12 protein-coding genes are annotated in these 22,637 nt (G+C 40.2%); all 12 read left to right on the forward strand.

Going from position 1 to position 22,637, the window contains the following annotated elements:
- The first annotated feature begins 33 nt into the window (after positions 1-33).
- The gene (locus H9N25_RS08230; RefSeq protein ID WP_190328553.1) at positions 34-1,668 is read left to right on the forward strand and encodes a fucose isomerase; all 1,635 of its coding nucleotides are present in this window, start codon (positions 34-36) and stop codon (positions 1,666-1,668) included.
- 10 nt (positions 1,669-1,678) lie between these two features.
- A complete protein-coding gene (locus H9N25_RS08235; protein WP_190328554.1) occupies positions 1,679-2,347 on the forward strand; it encodes a DUF3826 domain-containing protein in 669 nt (222 codons plus the stop codon).
- 76 nt (positions 2,348-2,423) lie between these two features.
- The gene (locus H9N25_RS08240; protein ID WP_223833666.1) at positions 2,424-5,522 is read left to right on the forward strand and encodes a SusC/RagA family TonB-linked outer membrane protein; all 3,099 of its coding nucleotides are present in this window, start codon (positions 2,424-2,426) and stop codon (positions 5,520-5,522) included.
- A 26-nt stretch (positions 5,523-5,548) separates the two neighbouring features.
- A complete protein-coding gene (locus H9N25_RS08245) occupies positions 5,549-7,384 on the forward strand; it encodes a RagB/SusD family nutrient uptake outer membrane protein (RefSeq protein ID WP_190328556.1) in 1,836 nt (611 codons plus the stop codon).
- Between the two features lie 30 nt (positions 7,385-7,414).
- On the forward strand, positions 7,415-8,221 hold the full coding sequence (locus tag H9N25_RS08250; RefSeq protein WP_190328557.1) for a hypothetical protein: 807 nt from the start codon (positions 7,415-7,417) through the stop codon (positions 8,219-8,221).
- 621 nt (positions 8,222-8,842) lie between these two features.
- Positions 8,843-10,273, forward strand: a complete 1,431-nt coding sequence (locus tag H9N25_RS08255; RefSeq protein ID WP_190328558.1) for a carboxypeptidase-like regulatory domain-containing protein — start codon at positions 8,843-8,845, stop codon at positions 10,271-10,273.
- Positions 10,219-12,108, forward strand: a complete 1,890-nt coding sequence (locus tag H9N25_RS08260; protein ID WP_255524651.1) for a SusC/RagA family TonB-linked outer membrane protein — start codon at positions 10,219-10,221, stop codon at positions 12,106-12,108. The genes H9N25_RS08255 and H9N25_RS08260 overlap by 55 nt, the downstream gene beginning before the upstream one ends.
- Positions 12,109-12,119: 11 nt before the next feature.
- Positions 12,120-13,943, forward strand: coding sequence for a RagB/SusD family nutrient uptake outer membrane protein (locus H9N25_RS08265; RefSeq protein WP_167294240.1), 1,824 nt, complete (start codon positions 12,120-12,122; stop codon positions 13,941-13,943).
- Positions 13,944-14,336: 393 nt separating this feature from the next.
- Positions 14,337-15,992, forward strand: a complete 1,656-nt coding sequence (locus H9N25_RS08270) for a pectate lyase family protein (RefSeq protein ID WP_190328559.1) — start codon at positions 14,337-14,339, stop codon at positions 15,990-15,992.
- 1 nt (position 15,993) lies between these two features.
- Positions 15,994-17,625, forward strand: coding sequence for a pectate lyase family protein (locus H9N25_RS08275; RefSeq protein ID WP_190328560.1), 1,632 nt, complete (start codon positions 15,994-15,996; stop codon positions 17,623-17,625).
- Positions 17,626-17,822: 197 nt separating this feature from the next.
- The gene (locus tag H9N25_RS08280; protein ID WP_223833667.1) at positions 17,823-20,984 is read left to right on the forward strand and encodes a DUF6298 domain-containing protein; all 3,162 of its coding nucleotides are present in this window, start codon (positions 17,823-17,825) and stop codon (positions 20,982-20,984) included.
- A gap of 1 nt (position 20,985) precedes the next feature.
- Positions 20,986-22,386, forward strand: a complete 1,401-nt coding sequence (locus H9N25_RS08285; RefSeq protein WP_190328561.1) for a glycoside hydrolase family 140 protein — start codon at positions 20,986-20,988, stop codon at positions 22,384-22,386.
- Positions 22,387-22,637: the final 251 nt, after the last annotated feature.

Raw genomic sequence — 22,637 nt, forward strand, 5'->3', positions numbered from 1 at the left:
TTTTTATATAAATTATTTGTTCATTAATAAATCATGAGACAAGGCAAACAAGGCGAAATTCTACTGGTTTCTAGCGGAGATTTACGGCTTTCGGCAAATCAAAACTGCTGGGCTGCTCAAGTCGAAATGGAACGGAAATTAACTTTGGCCATCGAACAATTTGGCTGGAAAGTTAAACGCGCCCATTCATACAATTCAACAAAAAAACATGGCTTTATCGATTCGCAAAGAATGGGTATGGATATCTTTAGAAATATTGATCCCAACCAGCCTTTAATTGTAGCAGAAAGCGTTTGGCAATACTCTCATCACGTATTAGCCGGACTTACCACACATCGTGGACCAATATTAACCGTAGCCAACTGGAGCGGCCAATGGCCTGGTTTAGTGGGCATGTTAAACCTAAATGGTTGTTTAACCAAGGCAGCTATACCTTATAGTACTTTATGGAGTGAAGATTTTACCGATGATTTTTTTACTGAAGGACTACAGGAATGGCTCTCGACTGGTAAAATTAGCTACGATCAGAGTCATGTGAAAGGTTTTGCACTCAGTAAAATCCCAGCAGGTGATGACAAGATAGGAAGAACCTTTGCCCGGAATTTAAAAGCGCGTAAAGTAATTATGGGCGTGTTTGATGAGGGCTGCATGGGTATGTACAATGCTATCATTCCCGATGAATTACTCCATAAGACTGGTTTTTTTAAAGAACGTTTAAGTCAATCGGCGCTGTACGCGGCTATGTTACAGGTAACGGATGCCGAAGCAGAAGCTGTTTTAGACTGGCTTTTGCAAAAAGGAATGACCTTTAACTGGGGTACTGAAGAAGAAACACAGTTAACCAAAAGACAAACGCTAGAACAGTGTAAAATGTATATTGCAGCTGTAAGAATAGCGGATGATTTTAGCTGCGATACCATTGGGATACAATACCAGCAAGGCCTAAAAGATTTAACCGTTGCGAGTGATCTGGTAGAAGGTTTATTAAATAACGAAGACCGGCCGCCAGTATTTTCTGTAGATGGTAAAGAACTTTACCCAAAACGTGCTTTACCGCATTTTAACGAGGTAGATGAATGTGCAGGTTTAGATGCCCTGATAACCTACAATCTTTGGAAAGAATTAGGAATGACCGGAGAAAACACCCTTCACGATATCCGTTGGGGCGAATATTACAAAAATGATGATGTAAATGGTTTTGTTTGGTTGTTTTTAATCTCCGGAGCAGCACCACCTGCACATTTTATTGATGGTTATGCCGGAGCAAGCAGCGATAGGCAGCCAGCTATGTATTTCCGTTTAGGCGGTGGATCGTTAAAAGGTGTTAGTAAACCGGGGTTCATTGTTTGGAGCCGTGTTTATATAATGGATAATGAATTACATTGCGATTTAGGCGTTGGGGAAGTAGTAGCTTTGCCTGAGGAAGAAACCAAAAGACGTTGGAGCGGAACAACACCCGAATGGCCCATTATGCATGCCATTTTAAAAGGTATAAGCCGCGATCAGCTAATGGCCAGACATAAAGCCAATCACATTCAGGTGGTTTATACCAATTATGAAGCCGGGGCACACGAAGCTTGCCGCATTAAAGCCGCTGCAATGGATGAACTTGGCTTAAAAGTGCATTTTTGTGGGGATGTGAATCTAAAAAAAATAAATACAATTTAAATATAAAGACATGAAATCATCAATTTTAGCCTTATTGTTAACTTTCTCGAGCATGACCACCATTTTTGCTCAGCGCAGCGCAGTTGCAGATAAGGAAGCTTATACCAAAATGATTACCGAGCGTTCGGCTAAAATTGTTGCCAATCTTGGGATTACCAATGCGAAGAAAAGCGAAAAAGTGACGGTAATCATCAGAGATCAGTATAGCAATTTAAATGATATTTATTCCGCACGCGATGCCCGCGTAAAAGCAATTAAAGAAAAAAACAAAGACAATAAAGTGGAACGCGATTCGGCACTGGCAAAAGATGGCCGTGTGGTAGAAGCATCATTGGCTAAACTCCATAAAAAATACATCAGTAAACTTTCTGCGCAACTAACTAATGAGCAGGTGGAACTGGTTAAAAATGGTATGACCTATAATGTGTTGCCCATCACTTACAAAGCTTATCAGGAAGAAATTTTAACGCTGACCGCAGATCAGAAAAAACAGATCCTGATCTGGTTAACTGAGGCGAGGGAGCATGCCATGGATGCAGAATCATCAGATAAAAAACATGCCTGGTTTGGTAAATACAAAGGACGCATTAACAATTACTTATCAGCTGCCGGGTACGATCTGAAGAAAGAAGGAGTAGAGTGGGAGAAAAGGAGAAAAGCCAAGGCTGAAGCCAATTAAAATCAGACAAAAAAACAAACTAACCAAATAAACTATTATGATCTTTAAAACTTTACGAAAAACCCCATGGGTTTTAATGCTACTGCTTTGTGCCTTTACGAGCGTTTTTGCCCAACAAAAACAGATAAAAGGCAAGGTGGTGGATAAAAAAGACGGGCAGCCCATACCCGGAGTCAGCGTTGGTATCCGTGGAAAAACCAACAATGTAAGTACCAATGATAAAGGCGAATTTGCCTTAGTTGCCGATCCGGCAAGTGATGTACTCGTTTTTTCTTATGTGGGTTATGTTAGGCAGGTGGTTGCCCTGGCTGGCAAATCAACTTTAGAAATCAACCTGGTTGAAGACAGTCAAAGTTTAGATAATGATGCAGTAGTGGTAATCGGTTACGGCGTCAAAAAGCGTTCAGAGATTTTGGGTTCTGTGGCCAATATTAAAGCGGAAGAAATCCAGGATCTTCCTGTACCTAATATCGCAGCCGCTTTGCGTAACAAAATACAAGGCGTTGGCGTTAACACGGTTTCAGGTAAACCAGGTTCTTCTATCACTTTAAACATCCGTAATTCAACTGCTTCCGATCAATCGAAACTCTACGGCGTTACCTCCGAACCGCTTTACGTTATTGATGGAATTACCGTAACCCGCGATGAATTCGACAATATCGATATCTCTATGGTAGAAGATATTTCCTTTTTGAAAGATGCTTCGGCAGCAATTTATGGCGCCTCAGGCGCAAAAGGTGTGGTTTTAGTCACCACAAAAAGGGGAAAAGCAGGTAAACCTAAAATTAGCTATACCGGTTATGTAGGTTATCAGGATAATACCAGTGATGTGAAAATGCTCAGCGCTTATGATCATGCTACTTTACTGAATGATGCCAACAAAATCAAAAATGCCCCAACTTCAGCCTTATTTTCGGATGCAGACCTGGAGGTTTTAAAAAATAACCCCAACAGAAGCTGGTTCGATGAACTTTGGAAGGTAGCCTCAACCAACCGTCATAACATCAACATTTCAGGTGGCTCGGAAACAATAACCTTTTTTGCTGGGGGTAATTATTATAATGAAACTGGTAACTACGGCGGCATTACCTATAATAAATACGCTTTCCGTTCGGGCATGAATGCCAAGATTTTTCCCGGTTTAACTGCCGACGTAACCTTAAATACCGATTTTAATAAGAAAAACAGCGATACCTATAAAAACGGCGGGGAGAACGATCAGGCCTTTTTCCAGCAGCTGATTACCACACCAATGTGGGTACCCATACAGATTGATGGTAAACCTGTAAATTACAATGGAAACACGAATCCATTGGCTGTTATCAATTCTGGAAATAATATTTACAGCAAATCGCAGGGTTTAAATATCAATGCGGCCTTAAATTATAGCCCTTCTTTTATTAAAGGCTTAACGGCCAGCGTACGTTTCGGTAAAAACAACAGGAGCGGTAGCGGTGGCCAGTATATTCCGCCATACACGGTGTACAATTTCAAAATGACCGGTCAAAACGGATTGTTATATACCAACGAATCTACTGCAGCTATTACAGCGGTTGGTTTGGCCAACACCTTATTATTAAAAGGTAACGATATGGCTTCAAGCTATCAGGCCATCGGCTCGTTGAGTTACAACCGCCAGATCGGCAAACACTCCATCACCGCTTTAGCTGCTTTCGATCAATCGGAAAATAACAGCGAATCGCTTTCGGTGTACTGGAGAAACCAAGTATTGCCCAATGTGAACCAATATTGGGGCTTTGACCAATCTACCTTCACCATGCAGGAAAACACCTTTGGCGAAGCTGTACAGCGTTCATTCATTACCCGTTTCAGCTACGATTTTGACAAGAAATACTTATTGGAAGCCATTGGCCGCTGGGATGCCTCCTCAAATTTCGCTCCCGGTAACCGTTGGGGCTTATTCCCAAGTTTAGGTTTGGGCTGGGTAATCAGCCAGGAAAATTTCTTTAAAGAAAACGTAAAATTTGTAAGCAATTTAAAAGTCCGTGCCAACTATGGTATGGTAGGCGAAAGCCGCGTGGATGCCCGTTTATGGCAATCGCGTTATAAAGTAGATCCGAACGGCTATTCGTACAACGAATCGATGTATGGTGGACTGAACCCATCAATTTTACCAAACCCTGATATTACCTGGGAGAAAGCCCGCACAATGAACTTAGGTTTAGATGCAGCCTTATTTAACAATAAGCTAAACATTACCTACGAATTTTACCACCGCTATTCTTATGATATGTTTGATAAAGGCAACAACGAAAACTTCCCGATGTATGCCGGCTTCGAAGCACCAATTATAAATTATCAACAGAGAACAGCTTGGGGACACGAAATTACATTAGGTTACCGCACCAAGCTGGGTAAAGATTTCGGCATATCAACAGATGTCATGTTCGGTTTTGGTAACAGCCGTATCGACAGGATGTTTTATAACCAGTTTCAATTGTGGGATACTACTTATCCCGATCTTAAATACCAGTTTGGTACCAATCCAAATGTATACAATACCTCAAACTATGGACTGATTTCGAAAGGAATGTTGAGGACACAGGCCGATGTTGATGCTTTATTGAACAAATACCCTACCTATACCATTAACGGATCGGTACCACAAGTAGGCTGGTTATACTATGAAGATGTTAACGGCGATGGAAAAATCACTGAAAAAGACCAGGCGCTAATGTTCAAAAGCCTTAATTCATTTGGGGTTGGTTTTAACGTTGGCCTTACTTATAAAGCCTTTAGTTTGAATACCAATTTTGTAACCCGTTTTGGGGGAAAAGCATTTTTTGATACCAAATCTAAAGCTCCAGCAAGCACAACGATAAATGTTCCGGCTTATTGGAAAGACCATTGGACACCTGAAAATACCAATGCAGCGTTTCCACGTTTTGATGATCCTTCTATAGCTGCCGGATGGAATTCGACATTTTGGGCAAGAAGCGGCACCATGATCAGGATCAACAACATGACGTTAACTTATAAAATGCCAAGGGATTTTATGAATAAACTGGGCATTGCCGATTCGCGATTTGTATTAACGGGTAATAACCTGTGGACAATTATCAATCCTTTAGATTACAAAGATCCTTATTCATCAACCATTTATGATTACCCTACACTCAGAACCATCTCCGTAGGATTAAATATAAGCCTGTAATGCTGTACCACTCAAACCAAGCTAAAATGATTTTAAAAAATAAAACCACATTGCTGATCGGAATGATGGCGATGCTTATCTTATTCTCTTCTTCCTGCAAAAAGGATTTCTTCGATCTCGAAGATAGAAATGGAATGGACTCACGGATTTGGGACAACGAAGGTTCTATCCAGTTTCTTTTAAACGATACTTACGATGTGACTATGCCCGATTTTCCTTATGAAATAACGGCCGATAATGTAATTTACGCCAGTGATGAAGATAAATTTTCTTCTTCAGAATCGATTATGCGTAAGGCCATTGGTGTAAATGGAGTTTTAACCGCTAACGATGTAAAATTTATTGCGACCAAATATCAGGGCAATAAAGGTGATAACCGCTATTTCGATATTGCACGCTGCAATGTTGCTCTAAAAGAAATACCAAAAGGAACCTTATCTCAAAGTTCGAAAAACAAGCTGCGCGGTCAGTTTTTTGCTTTAAGGGCCATTACCTATTTCCAGTTGGTAAGGCTTTATGGTGGAGTGCCTTTAGTGCTTGAACCACAGGATCCGGATAATTTAACGCTTACAGGACGTTCAAAAGCATCAGCATGTTTCCAGGTCATCGTAAACGATCTGGATTCGGCTATAAACTTGTTAAATGGTGTAACCTGGGTAGATGCTACCGAGAGGGGTAAATTTACCCGTCAGGCTGCAGCCGCGTTAAAAGCCAGGGTTTTATTGTATTGGGCCAGTCCACAGTTTAACCCAACCAATAATCCAGCGCACCCATTCGATCAAAGCAGATGGCAAAAAGCTTATGAGGTCAATAAAGAAGCTTACGATATCTGCAAAGCTGCAGGAGCGTCGTTAATGCCAAATTATGCCGATATTTTTCTTAAAGAAGGAACGGCCAATCCTGAAGCCATCATCGTTCGTTCATATTCGGCCAAACTTTCTAAAAGAGGACAAAATGTAGAACAAAAAAGCAGGCCAACAGAAGAGGGCGGCAATGCATCGGCTTTTACACCAACCTTACAATTGGTAAATGCCTATACCATGAAAGATGGTGTTCCGGTAGGGCAGGCCAGTTCTTTCACTTATGATCCGGTTGTATTTTGGGTAAACCGCGATCCCCGTTTAGACGCAACAATTGCTTATAATGGAAGTCAATGGAAATTAAGCGGTCTAGCTACCCGTAAACAATGGTGTTATAACGGTGGAATTACTGAAGCATCACCACAGGGGTTTTATTTAAAGAAATTCTGCGATCCTGATCTGGCCAAAGGCTCGGTAATTAATGCCAACGATTTTGGAGGAAACGGTTTAGACTGGGTAGAACTCCGTTTTGCTGAAGTTATTATGAATTATGCCGAATGTGCTAACGAGATTGGCAATCTGCAGGAAGCCAAAGACCTGATTAAACAGATCAGAATCAGGGCTGGCATACAAGCCGGAACTAAAAACTATGGCTTAGACCTGGCTACTTCCAAAGAATTGATGCGCGACCTGATCATGAATGAACGGATGGTCGAGTTTTCTTTCGAGGGCAAACGCTCATTCGATCTAAGACGAACCCGCCGTTACCATTTATTGAGCGGCCAGATGCAGACCATCCAATGGACAGTTAAAACCGCTGCATTGAAAACCGAATTAGAAGCTGTGGGTACCAATGGTATCCGTTTTAGGGAAAATATTAACGTAAACGACCGGACTACGTTTGATAAATATTTTACAGCAACTAACGTAAATCAAGGACCTAATGGTTTTGGAATATTGGATACCTACTATTTCTTTGCCTTACCTTCAACATTTATGAATTCAAGTCCATTGTTAGATCAAACCATAGGATGGGATGGTGGAACATTCGATCCGTTGTAAATCAATATTCATCAGTAAATAAAATTTAAAATGAAAAGAAATTTAAATGTTGTTGGCCTGATCGTAATGGCAACACTTCTTTTTACAGCCTGTAAAAAAGAAACCACCAATATATTTAATATGTTTGAGGATGTTACGGTAACCTATTCGGCCAAAAGCCCTTATGCCGTAACCAGTTATAAAGATGTAAATGTAGGTGATAGTGTGTACTTAGAATACACCATCGAATCGCCGAAAACAGATATGTACGTGGCCTGTATTTTCGAAACTTCGTCGGCCATTCCCACAAAAATTGCACTGGACGATACGCAGCGCAAAAAAGCTACAGGCATCGTTAAACTAAAAATGGACACAAGGGTGGGGCTAATCTCTTACCGGATTTGGGCGTTGGATAAAGGCGGCATTTACCTGGGGGATGGATACAAAACCATTACTTTAAATGTATTGCCTGATTATAAATACTGGACATCAAGGGAGATTTTTATTCCAGATACCGTTACCAAGGTAGCCAATTCTTATATTTCCTTAACCACTGGACAACTATACAGCTACTCGAACGGTAAAGAAAATACTGATAAAATCGATCTTGGTATTTATCGTACGCCAGTAACTGCAAATGGTGTAAACGGTTATTTGTATAATGCTTATGCTTTAGATGCGAATCCGATGCCATTTACGGCCTATGATATGAGCACATGGACAAATAAACGCGCAACTTTACTTGGTGCACCAAAAACCGGACAAGCTTCAGCCTTTTTAAACTTAAGAACCGGTGCGCAGATTCTTACGGCAGGTAAAAGCGCTAAACCCACACTCAAATCTATTACCACGGATTAATACCAGGTAGTTTATTTTATTTCTTAACGCCCGAGGGTAAGTATGGCGCTTTCTATGTTAATTCCATCTCCAGCAACAATTCATCGCGCGGAGTTTTCTTAAACGTTGATGTGAAAATACAGAATTAAAATACGAAGTTTTAGATAGACAATAATTCTGTTTTTTGTTAGAATCGAGACAATTTAATTGTCTCGATTTTTTTATTTAAGAATATTTCATTTATATATGAATTAATTATATCTTGTATCGCCAAATTAAAATACTGAATGTTGTTTGTATATTTTACTTATATGTTTGATAAAATCGTATAATAAATAGCGAACATACTCGCTAAAACAGCCAGTTTTTGATTGCAACTTTGAATTACAATACTTTCTAACCAAAATATTTATCTAGATCCAAATAAAAAAAATGAGCCAAATCACATTGTGTTTTTCATCACTTTAATTTTTATAAGCATTAATTGAACTTTTTATTTTATCGATCCTAATAAAAAATACTTATAAACTGATTGATAAGGATAATTAAATACCTCAGTTACAAAAAAAATAATAAAATACAAACATTAAACTCAGGCTTATAACCAGCCGACATTATAATATTAACTAACCAAATAATAAGATGAACTTAAAATTTTTACGCAAAATTTCTTTGTCCTTGCTTTTTATTCTACTGGCAAGCACAATCCTCTTTGCCCAAGACCGAAAGGTAACGGGAAAGGTTGTCGATCAGGCAGATGGACAGGGGATCCCGGGGGTAAATGTGAGCATCAAAGGTGTACCCAGTAATGTGAGTACCAATGCGGATGGTATTTATACTATTCAGGTAAAAAGCAATGCCGATGTGCTTGTATTTTCTTACATCGGCTACATCAGGCAGCAAACTCTAGTTGGTACCCAATCTACAATCAATATCAAACTGGTATCCGACAATAAAGATCTGGATGATGTGGTAATTGTGGGTTACGGTACACAAAAAAAGACCTCGCTCACCGGTTCGGTATCTACACCGAATTTGAAAAGTGTTGAAGATATACCTGCCTTAAACTTAACGGCGGCCTTAAAAGGCACAGCGCCTGGTTTAAGTGTATCTGGCGGCGCACAAAGGCCAGGGCAAGGAACAACCGTAACCATTCGTAATCCGGTGGTTTTTGCAAAAGATGGCGGTCAGGGTACCAATCCTTTATTTGTTATCGACGATATTATCAGAACACAGGCCGATTTTGATAACCTGGATATTAACGAAATAGACAACGTATCTGTTTTAAAAGATGCTGAAGCCGCAATTTTCGGGGTTCAGGGTGCAAACGGTGTTATTCTGATCAGAACAAAGAAGGGCAAGATCGGTGCGCCAAAATTTAATATCAGCAATTCACTTGGTGTATCTACGGCTACCATCATGCCCAAAATGATGAATTCATTACAATTGGGAACTTTCTCTAATGATTATACCCAGGCATCAGCCTATATACAAACTACTCCTGGAGTTCCTGTTGATAAATTTTATGATGCCGATGGATATTTGATAACAGCTGGGGTTAAAGGACCGACCAGGCTTGCCGCTTGGTACACACCAGATGAGCTGGATTATTTTTCAACACACAGTCACAATTATTTTGATGATGCTTTTGGACCTGCTTATGTTTGGCGCACAGCAGCAAACATCAGTGGCGGAAATGATAAAGTAACCTATTTTATCGGTGGCGATTTTGTAAACCAGAACAGCAATTTTAAAGGTATTAACTCTTATAAATATGGATTAAGGGCAACTGTTGAAGCAAAGCCGGCCAAAGGACTGGTTACCTCTTTATCATTAAACACCAATGTGGGTTATAACAGAAGTTATTGGTATAAATTAACCAGTACATCCGAAAGTTTGGATAACGATGCTGCATCATTACAAAATGTTCAGCCTTGGCAGGAATATTTCATCAATGGTAATCCAGTGGTAATGGGGGAAGTAATACGGGTGGTAATGATAACATCAATTTCTTCGCCATCCAAAATTCAAACAACTATACTGGAGGCACCAATACCTCGACTAATATTTTAGCTAAAGTTACCTACGAAATCCCGGGTATAAAAGGATTGATGGCTACGGCAACATTCAACAAAAACTTAAATGCGGCCAATAACAAGCAGTTCGGTACATCATTTGTTTACTATAAATATGCTGGGTTAGGAGCCAACAATCATATTCCAGGAGGAGCATTAGTAGGTACATTTAGTGTTTTAAACGGCGATAAAGTACGTTTAACCCCAAATTTTGCAGATTCTTATCAGTTAAACGCAGGTTTAACTTATAGCCGCTCGTTTGGCAAGCACAATATTTCGGCATTGGCTTTGGTAGAACAGCGCGAGCAAAATAGTGAAGGAGTAAATGCAGAAGCAACCGGGATGGTAGCCGGGGCTTTAGATTATCAATCATTTGCGGTGGGTGCTTCAAGTTCAAATCAATCCTCAACCGTAAGTCAATTTGGTTTCCAGGCCTTGATTACCCGTGTAAATTACGATTACGATCAAAAATACCTATTACAATTGATTTACAGGGCCGATGGTAGTTCAAGGTTTGCACCAGGAAATAACTGGGGACATTTCCCCGCTGCATCAGTAGGTTGGGTAGCTAATAAAGAATCTTTCCTGGCTAACGCAAAATGGCTCGATTTGTTAAAATTCAGGGCTTCGGTAGGTTTATCGGGCGTTGATAATACTAAAGCTTATCAATATTTAGCCAATTATAATCTGGGCACAGGAAGTTCTGGTGGTGCTGTTTTTAATGGTAACGATTCAAGAACGATTGCGATTAAACCCAATCTGGCCATTCCAAATGTGGATGTAACCTGGAACAAAGAGCTTAAAACTTCGTACGGTGTAGATATGGCTTTCTTAAAAAACCGCCTTTCTTTTACAACTGAATACTATTGGAACCACGGTACTGATATCTTAACTTCTTTAAGCTCATCCGTGCCAACAACAATCGGTGCCACCACGCCAACTGAAAATTATACTAATGCCAATACATTTGGTTGGGAGTTCTCATTAGGCTGGAGGGATAAGATCGGTAAAGATTTTACTTATGGTATTAGTCCATTCTATACCTGGATGGATAACAAAATGTTGAAAGTTGATCAGGCAGCTTCGATTATCGGTACGGTAGAAGATGTTACCGGAAGATCATCTGATTTAGGAGTTTTTGGTTATAAATCTTTGGGCATTATCAGAACACAGGCCGAGGCAGATGCAATTATCGCAGAACGTGCCACTGCAGCCGGTGGTGCAGCCAATGTTAAAATATTTGGACAGCCTTTACAGCCTGGTATGATCAATTATGAGGATATAAACGGGGATGGGGTGATTAGTACCGATAAAAAAGATCAGTCTTTTATAAAAAGCAGGCAGAATAACCATAATGCATTAGGTTTAAACTGGAATGTGGGTTATAAAGGAATTGTACTGAACGTAATTATGGGCATGTCGTGGGGCGGATGGACCACAATAGATGGTTTAAAACCAGCCAACCAGTCGAGCTCATCAACAGGTGCATCAATTTATGATAACAGGGCAGTATACTGGGTAGATCACTGGACACCAACCAATACCAACGCGGCATACCCTAATCCTTTCTTCCGAACAAATTTTGAAGTAACATCCGATTTTTGGTTGGTTAAAGCAACCAGCTTCAGCATCAGTAGTATCAATTTAAGCTATAATGTTCCAACCAATATCGCGAATAAAGTAGGAATGTCAAGCTTGAGGCTATATGCCGTTGCTACCAATCCGGTTCAATTTATCAACCCTTTTCCAGGCAAATACAGAGATTTACAAACAGCTTTATATTCCTATCCAACGTTAAAAACTTGGTCATTCGGATTAAATGTTGGTTTTTAAAATATAGAAAAATGAAAAAGATATTCATCATAACTGCATTAAGCTTAGCCGTATTTTCGCTAACGAATTGCAAAAAGGTTTTAGAAAAACAAGATGTTGGTAATTTTACTGCCGATCAGATTTTTAACGACTCAACCACTGTAAAATTAAATGCTGACTACCTATACAGTCAAAATCAACCTGGTTGGTTTGGCACTACAGGTGGTTCTGTTCACTCTGCAGGTACTTATAACCTAACGGAAGAAAGCCAGGGAAGCAACAATTTTGTTTTAGGTACATTAACCATCGAAAGTGTAACCGATATAGGTACATCGGCAAGTGCAAATCCTGCTTATACCAAAATCAGGGTAATCAATACTTTCTTGCGAGATGTTAATGCCGGTACACTCGATCTGGCTGTAAAACGCAGATTTGCCGCCCAAGCTTATTTCTGGAGGGCTTTCAGGTATTTTGAACTGGTAAAATTATATGGTGGCGTGCCTTTAATTTTGGTTCCACTTGGTGCCGTTGGCGATGAGGCAAAACAAGAAGCATTGGTTCCCCGCGCCAAAACAAGTGCAGTTTTCGCACAGATTAAAAGCGATCTTGATTCTTGCATTAAATATCTTCCGGCAAAATGGCCTAAAACAGCCGATTATGGAAGGATTACTTCTGGAGCAGCTGCAGCATTTCTTGGCCGTGTATTGTTAACTTATGCCAGTCCACAGTTTAATCCTAATAACGATATTGCCCGTTGGCAGGCTGCTTACGATGCAAACAAAAATGCAGTAAACATATTATCTGCAAATGGTTTTGCACTTTACCCTAAAATAGATTACACCATGTGGACTACAGAAGGTGCAGCAAATACAGAAGCTGTATTAGTTACAGGTTACAATAACTCATCAGTAGATGCAAATGCCAATAATAACACCTTCGATAATGGTGCAAGGCCCAAATCAGTTTCTGGTGGTGGCTCGTTTACGCCTACTTACGAAATGAGTTTAGCTTTCCCAATGGCTGATGGTAAACCTGCCAATACTTCATCAAAATATCCATATTCAATGGCTACCTTTTATAAAAACAGAGACCCAAGATTTTATACCACGCTTGCCTATAATGGCGGTACCTGGGGTTCAGTTTTAGGAGGTAACCGTTTGTGGACATATTATTACTACACTGCTACCTCGGGTAATGCCAATAAAACTACAGAGGCCGTAGCGGCTAGCAATACGGGCTTCTACCTGCGTAAAGGGGTTGATGAAACGAAAACTTCTCCAACCACCTTTATGGGTACAGATTGGATCGAAATACGTTATGCCGAAGTATTACTGAATTTAGCTGAATCTGCCGCTGAGCTTAATAAACTAGCTGTTACTGACGAAGCCTATGCAAATTTGATTGCCATCAGAAAAAGAGCTGGTATTGAGGTAGGTACAGATGGTTTATATGGCTTAACAGCCGGAATGGGAAGAACCGATCTTGTTGCCGCTGTTATGAGGGAGAGACAGATTGAACTGGCTTTTGAAGGTAAAAGATTTTGGGATCTGAGAAGAAGAAAATTGCTGGAATCTACTTTAAATGGTACAAAACGTAATGCTTTGATTATTCAGCTGAACAGGAGCGGTACACAAACTACTGATTATATTGCACTAACCAGAGAAGCCTCTGCGGCAAATTCTTTAGATGCATTATATGCTTCTAGCTTTACATTATCTTTAAAAGCATTAGATAACCAAAATATCAATTTCCAGGCGGGAAACTATTTTTATGGCATACCAACACTATCCATAAACAATAATATCAATTTACAACAGAATAATACCTGGGGTGGTCCATTCGATCCGCTTCAATAGATATTTCAATATCTTCGGGGTGGTTTGCTCACCACCCCATTTTTTTTATTTGGTTTGGAAAAAGGGGACATTAATTTGTTTCCTTTTTTTTTATTTAAGAATGTTACATTTATATATGAATTTTATTCCTATCTTGTAACATGGCTGCGAGAATGAATTTAATTTGTTACAGACATTTTTACCAATTGATAAGATGATACAATAGATAGCCAAAATTATACATTAAACAGCTGCTTTTTGCATGCAAATTTGAAAGATAATATACTTTCTAACCAAAATTACTTACAAGGATAGACAAAGAAATGAGCCACGATTTTCAATATCAGCGATTAGATTTTTTCTGCTAGTTAAAAATATTTCGTAACTTCTTTCTCTTCCCAACGAACAACACAAATGAAAAAGAACATTTTAAATCTGTTGCTAACAACAGCATTAATACTCTCCGCAAATTATACTTTTGCCCAATATCCAAACATTCCTGCCGATATTAAAAAATCATCTGATTCGATGATGAAAGAAGCCTATCACCAATCTGATATTGCCTGGGAGAAAGCAAAGCCTATTATTGCAAAAGAGGCAGCTCAGGGCAAGCCATATATTCCTTGGGCGGGCAGACCAAACGATTTACCACAATCAGATTTATTGGCTTTTCCAGGTGCAGAAGGTGGTGGTGCCTATAGTTTTGGTGGTCATGGTGGTAGGGTAGTCGTAGTAAAAAATTTAAACGATAGTGGTCCAGGTTCATTGCGTGATGCCTGCGAACAAGGCGGCGCAAGGATTGTAGTTTTCAACGTTGCCGGGATCATCAGGTTAAAAACACCACTTATTATCCGTGCACCTTATATCACTATTGCTGGTCAAACCGCACCTGGCGATGGGGTTTGCGTAGCCGGCGAGTCGGTTTGGCTAAATACTCATGATGTTATTGTTCGCTTTATGCGTTTTAGAAGGGGAGAAACCTTTGTTGGCCGCAGAGATGATGCCATTGGTGGTAATCCGGTAGGTAACATTATGATCGATCACGTTTCTGCAAGCTGGGGATTAGACGAAAACATGTCGATGTACCGCCACATGTACAATGATAGTACAGGTAAAACCGAAGAAAAATTGGGTACGGTTAACATCACAATACAAAACTCTATTTTCTCAGAGGCGCTAGATTATTGGAACCATGCTTTTGGTAGCACTTTAGGCGGAGAAAATTGCGCCTTTGTCCGTAATCTTTGGGCAGATAATGGCGCCCGTAACCCATCAATTGGTTGGAACGGAATTTTTAATTTCGCTAACAATGTGGTTTTTAACTGGAACAACCGCTCTACTGATGGCGGCGATTATACTGCTCAATACAATATCATTAACAACTATTACAAACCAGGTCCGGTTACCGAACTAAAAGATCCGATCAGTTACCGCATTTTAAAACCAGAATCTGGACGTAGTAAATTACCATATGTTGTTTTTGGCAGGGCTTATGTTGCTGGAAATATCATTGATGGCAACGAAAAAGTAACCAAAAATAACTGGGATGGAGGTGTTCAATTGGAAGATAAAAAAGGAAATTTAATGTCTTTCGAAGAAGCAAGTAAATATTTCGCAGCGATGAAAGCTAAAAACCCGTTTCCAATGCCTAAAATCAGCATTATCCCTACTTTACAAGCTAAAGAATATGTTTTGGCAAATGCTGGTGCCACTTTACCGAAAAGAGATCCGGTTGATACCCGAGTAATTAAACAGGTTGCCACGGGAAAAATTGAAGTTCACCCTAATGCGAAACCATCTGAATTTCAATTCGAACACCGCAGATTACCTGGCGATTCATACAAGCAAGGTATCATTACAGAAGTTTCTCAGGTTGGAGGTTACCCGGAATATAAAGGCACGCCATATAAAGACAGTGATGATGATGGCATGCCTGATGTTTACGAGCTTAAAAATGGTTTAAACCCTAAGGACGCATCTGATGCTACTAAAATTACAAAAAGTGGTTATGCGAACATCGAAGTATACTTAAATAGTGTGGTTCCAGTTTCAATTGTAAAGCCCAACTAATATGCGTACCTGGAATTCAATTTTTAGCATAATAACGCTTTATGCTATTGGAAATGTAGCTTTTGCGCAATATCCGGTAATCCCAGAAGCTATGGAAAAGAAAGCCGATTCGCTTTTAAAAAGCATCGAAGAAAAATCTGAACTGCAATTTTTAAAAGTAAAACACATTGTAGACGAAGATGCAAGACATGATAAACCTTATATTCCATGGGCAGCAAAACCAGGCGATTTGCCGCAAGCTAAAACAGTGGCTTTTCCGGGCGCTGAAGGTGGTGGTGCTTATTCTTTTGGCGGCCGCGGCGGAAAAGTTTACGTGGTAACAAGTCTCGAAGATTCCGGCAGTGGAACTTTACGCGAGGCCTGCGAGCAAGGCGGTGCAAGAATTATTGTTTTTAATGTTTCGGGGATTATCAAATTAAAAACGCCGCTGATTATCCGTGCACCATATATTACCATTGCTGGTCAAAGTGCGCCTGGCGATGGGATCTGTGTGGCTGGCGAATCAGTTTGGATTAACACCCATGATGTGGTGATCCGTTATATGCGTTTCCGTCGTGGTGCAACCGATGTTACCCGCCGAGATGATGCCATTGGCGGGAATCCTGTCGGAAATATTATTATCGATCACGTTTCGGCCAGTTGGGGATTAGATGAAAATATGTCGATTTACCGCCATGTTTACGATCCAAAAGACGGTTCTAAACCTGTAAAATTGCCTACGGTAAACGTTACCATCCAGAATTCAATCTTTTCTGAGGCCCTGGATACCTATAATCATGCCTTCGGAAGTACAATTGGTGGCTTGAACAGTACTTTTATGCGTAACCTTTGGGCGTCGAATATCAGCCGGAATCCATCTGTTGGCATGTATGGCGATTTTGGTTTTGCCAATAATGTGATCTTTAACTGGTGGAACAGGAGTGCCGATGGTGGCGATAATGCCTCATTTTATAGTTTCATCAACAATTATTATAAACCAGGCCCCATTACACCTGCCGGAGAACCGATTTCTTATCGTATCTTAAAACCTGAATCGGGGAGAGATAAAAAGTTTGCCAACGAATTTGGCAAAGCTTATATAACCGGAAATATTATAGAAGGAAACGAAAAGGTAACCAAAAATAATTGGGATGGTGGTGTTCAGCCTGAAAGCAAAAGAGATAGGCAAAAACTATTAGATTCGATGAAAGTGGATAAACCGTTGCCAATGGCAAAAATTTCTATTATCGATACCAAAAAAGCTTACGATTATGTTCTGGCCAATGCTGGTGCATCTTTACCTGTTCGCGATGCGGTAGACCAACGTATTACTAAACAGGTTACAACAGGAAAGATTGAGCATGTTGAAGACGGGAAATTGCCTGCTCAACAAAGTTATGTAAAACGCCGTTTACCTGCCGATTCTTATAAAAAAGGAATTATTTCAGATATCGCACAAGTAGGCGGTTATCCTGAATATAAAGGAAAACCTTATGTAGATACCGATCATGATGGAATTCCTGATAGTTGGGAAACAAAAAATGGTTTAAACCCAAAAGACGCAAAGGATGCCTCAAGAATTTCGAAATCAGGTTATGCCAATATCGAAGTTTATTTGAATAGCTTGGTAGATACTAATAAAGTGAGACCGTAAAAAGGAGAAAGACCAAAGTTGAAAGCGGAAAGGCTTGGCAGTCGTATAGCAATTTTGCTTTTTGGCTGTCGTCATGCTGAATTTATTTCAGCATCTATCTTGTAATAAAGACCCTGACCTGTAGCGAAGCGGAAAGCTACGCAGTAAAATAAATTCAGGGTGACGCGTGTTTGTAGAAAGTTGATTAAAAAACATTAATGCCAAAAACTAACCACATATTAAAAGCCATGCAACTAAAAACCTTACCGATTTTGGTAATGGCGCTTTTGGCAACTAATTTTTCTTTTGCACAAAAGACCAAACCTGTTGAGCCACCAAAGCCGATCTTCAAAGGGAAAGATGGTAAAATGGCTTATACACCGGATGCAGATGGAAACCGGATCCCCGATTTTTCCTATGCTGGTTACATGGCGGGAGAAAAAGCCATTCCTAATGCAACAATAAAGGTAATAGTTCCGGTTTCAAATGGCGATGCCACCTTAAGGATTCAGTCAGCAATTAATTATGTTTCGAAATTACCTCTTGGGAAAGATGGATTACGTGGCGCCGTTTTATTAGAAAAAGGAACTTACGAAGTTGCAGGAACATTAAGGTTGTCAGCTTCTGGCGTAGTACTCCGAGGAAGTGGAATGGGCGAAAACGGTACGAAGATCTTTGCAACTGGTTTAGACCGGATTGGTGTAATCAGGATTTTAGGTCAAAAAAACAGGATAGAAGAACAGGCAATTGCGGTTACTGATACTTATGTACCCGTTAATGCAAATAAAATTACACTGGTTAATGCCAATGGATTTAAAGTAGGTGATCAGATCATCATTAACAGGCCATCCACTAAAGAATGGATCGAAACCCTCAAAACGGTTGAATTTGGTGGTGGAGAAAGTGCTTTGGGATGGAAACCAGGGACAAGAGATATTCATTGGGATAGAAAAATTATAGCCATAAATGGCAATACAATAACTTTCGATGTGCCAATTACAACAGCTTTAGATGCTAAATATGGTGGCGCAACTGTTTCGAAATATAAATGGGATGGAAGAATTGCGCAAACAGGTATTGAAAACCTGAAAATTGAATCAGATTATCATAAAGAAAATATTAAAGACGAATATCACCGTTGGACAGCTATCTGTTTAGAAAATGTACAAGATGCCTGGATTCGTCAGGTGGTTTTTGAGCATTTTGCAGGCTCTGCAGTAAATGTTTTGGAAACGTCAAAAAGGATTACTGTTGAAGATTGTAAATCGTTAGCTCCAATTTCCGAAATCGGTGGTGAGCGCCGTTTTACCTTTTTGACTACTGGTCAGCAAACGCTTTTCCAAAGATTATACTCAGAATATGGTTACCATGATTTTGCTGTTGGCTTTTGCGCTCCCGGCCCCAATGTTTTTGTACAGTGTCAGTCTTATTTGCCTTTCAGTTTTAGTGGCGCAATAGATAGCTGGGCATCAGGCGTTTTATTCGATATCGTAAACATCGACGGACAAGCTTTAAGTTATTTAAACCGCGGACAAGATGGACAAGGTGCTGGTTGGAGTGCTGCAAATAGTGTTTTTTGGCAATGTAGTGCTGCAAGGGTTGATAATTTTCAGCCACCAACAGCTCAGAACTGGGCTTTTGGAACCTGGTCTCAGTTCGCCGGAAACGGGTACTGGGATATGTCGAACGAACAGATCCAGCCGCGAAGTTTATATTATGCCCAACTAAAGGATAGATTGGGAAGTGAAGCAGATAGCAGGAATTTTGTGCTACCTGTTGAAACAGAAGCATCAAGCAGTCCGCCTGTAGATGTGGCATTAAAACTAACCAAATTGGCCTACAAACCTGCTTTAACTGTTTCAGAATATATTGATGCAGCATCTGACAGGAACAAAATCCCAACAGATGCCGGTTCGGCAAAGAGCATTGATAAGATCGGCTTAGATCAAGTTGTTCAACCTGCTCTTGCAGGTGCGATGGGCATCAAAAATGGTTGGTTGGTTCGTGGCAGCGAAATCGTTCTCGGCGAGCGTCAGGATGTGTCCTGGTGGAACGGAAGCGCCCGTCCGTATGGATTAAAAAACACCAAGTTTCATATTACGCGTTTCGTACCCGGACGTTCAGGTAATGGTTTAACAGATGATTTAGATTCGATCACAGATGCGATGAAAAACGGTCAGGTTAAAGTGCTCGATCATAATTACGGCCTTTGGTACGATAGAAGAAGAGATGACCACGAGCGCATCCGCCGTATGGATGGCGAGGTTTGGGCACCTTTTTACGAATTGCCTTTTGCCCGTAGCGGACAGGATAAAGCCTGGGATGGTTTGAGCAAATATGATATTACAAAATATAACCTCTGGTACTGGGATAGGTTAAAGCAATTCGCTAATCTGGCTGATCAGAAAGGCCTGGTTTTAATCCATGAGAACTATTTTCAACATAACATTATTGAAGCTGGGGCGCATTATGCCGATTTCCCTTGGCGTACCGCAAACAATATCAATAACACGGGGTTCCCCGAACCTGTGCCTTATGCTGGCGACAAACGCATTTTTATGGCCGAGCAGTTTTACGATGTCAGTAACGAGCACCGCAAGGCAATCCATAAAGCTTATATCAGAAAATGTTTAGAGAATTTTGATGGAAACACAGGCGTTATCCAATTAATCGGTGCCGAATTTACTGGTCCATTACACTTTGTTCAGTTCTGGATCGATACCATTAACGAATGGGAAAAAGAAACAGGCAAGCACCCAATTATCGGTTTAAGTGTAACCAAAGATGTGCAGGATGCCATTTTGGCTGATCCAAAGCGCGCCGGAGTGGTTGACCTGATCGACATCCGTTATTGGTATTACCAAGCCGATGGAAGCGCCTATGCACCGCAAGGTGGTTTAAGTTTAGCACCCCGTCAGCATGCACGTTTGTTAAAACCTAAAAAAACCTCTTTCGAAGAAGTTTATCATGCCGTTTCAGAATATAAAAATAAATTCCCTGAAAAAGCGGTAATTTATTCAGGAGATAGCTTTGACAGTTTCGGTTGGGCCATTCTAATTGCTGGAGGGTCGCTTTCCAATGTCGATGGAATTGATGCTTCAATTTTAACTGCGACATCTGCGATGAAACCCTTTTTACCCACAGATAAATCTGCAAAACAATATGGTTTAGAAAACCCGGGCAAAGCTTATATTTTGTATAACGCTTCTGCAAATGCCATCAATCTCGATTTGAGCAAAGTATCTGGAAAATTTAACGTAAAAGTGCTCAACTCGAAAACAGGGAAATTGCTTAAAGAAGAGAAAATTAATTCTGGCGCTATTATTAAGTTAGAGAAGGTTGGGTCAGGAGACGAAGTGCTCATCATCAATAAGATTTAACATGAACATTAAAACTAAAATATTTCTGCTTGTTGTGGTTTCTTGCTTAGCCTTTGGCTGTAAGAAAAAACCGCATTTTGGTGATAAAAGTCTCCTGGTTTCAGAGAATGGAAGATATTTAACCACCGGTGATGGTAAACCATTTTTCTGGCTCGGCGATACAGGCTGGTTGTTATTTGGTAGACTGACCAGAGAAGAGGCAAATACTTACCTCGAAGACCGTAAACAGAAAGGCTTTAATGTAATCCAGGTGATGCTGTTACATGATGTTCCATCGAGAAATGTATACCTCGATTCCTCAGTTGTACATGCAGATGTATCAAAGCCGATGCTTACACCTGGCAATAACCCAAAAGATTCTTTGGCTTATGATTATTGGGACCATGTAGATTACATTATCGATAAAGCCGCCGAAAAAGGTCTCTATATGGCATTAGTACCTGTTTGGGGTACTAATATTAAAGCTGGAAAAGTTAAAAAGGAGCAAGCAAAAGCTTATTCTGAGTTTTTGGCGAAACGTTATACAGAGAAATGGAATATAATCTGGCTCAATGGTGGTGATATTAAAGGCAGCGATAAAAAAGAAGTTTGGAATACCATTGGCGAAACCTTAAGGGCTAATGATCCCAATCATCTTATTACTTTCCACCCAAGAGGAAGAACAGCTTCATCGCAATGGTTCCAAAAAGCCAAATGGTGCGATTTTGATATGGTTCAATCTGGTCATCGCCGTTATGATCAGGATACTTCTAAAAATGAAAAACTGCATTATGGCGAGGATAACTGGAAATATATCGAAGCTGATTATAAATTAAGACCTACCAAACCAACCATTGATGGGGAACCATCTTATGAAGATATTCCACAAGGTCTGCATGATACTACTCAACCACGCTGGACAGACAGTGATGTGAGGAGATATGGTTACTGGTCGGTTTTTGCAGGTGCTTTTGGCTACACCTATGGTCATAATTCGGTGATGCAGATGTATAAAAAAACAGATTTAAAACCTGCTTATGGTCCGAAAGACCAGTGGATCACTGCAATTAATGCCCCAGGCGCTAAACAGATGCAATATTTAAAAGATTTAATGCTTTCTCATTCTTATTTCAATCGTGTACCCGACCAAACTTTGGTTGTAGGTAAAAACGGCGAAAAGTATGATCGGATTCTTGCAACACGGGGTGAAGACTTTGCGCTGCTTTACACTTATACAGGACGTAATTTCAGTGTGCAGCTAGGTAAAATAGATGGTGATGAAATAAAAGCATCATGGTTTGATCCAAGAACGGGAAAAGTTACCCCAATTGGAGAATTTGAAAATAAAGGAATAAAAGAGTTTAACCCACCAGGCGAGCCTGCAAATGGTAATGATTGGGTGTTGGTATTGGAAGAGATATAAATAGGTAAATCGTCATTCCCAACTTGATTGGGAATCGTAATGCTTTGGCTATTGTTTGTGTATTAAGATTCCCGCCTGTGCGGGAATGACGACTGTGAGAAACGTCATTTCGACTGAAGCGCAGCGAAATGGAGAAATCTATCGCGATCGTCATCCTGAATTTATTTCAGGATCTTATTTAGAAAATAATTAAAGAAAAACAGTGTTTAAACCCAATTCTATATCAGTATTTCGCTTAGCTATTATTGGCC

It is taken from the genome of Pedobacter riviphilus, from assembly GCF_014692875.1.
Lineage (GTDB): Bacteria > Bacteroidota > Bacteroidia > Sphingobacteriales > Sphingobacteriaceae > Pedobacter > Pedobacter riviphilus.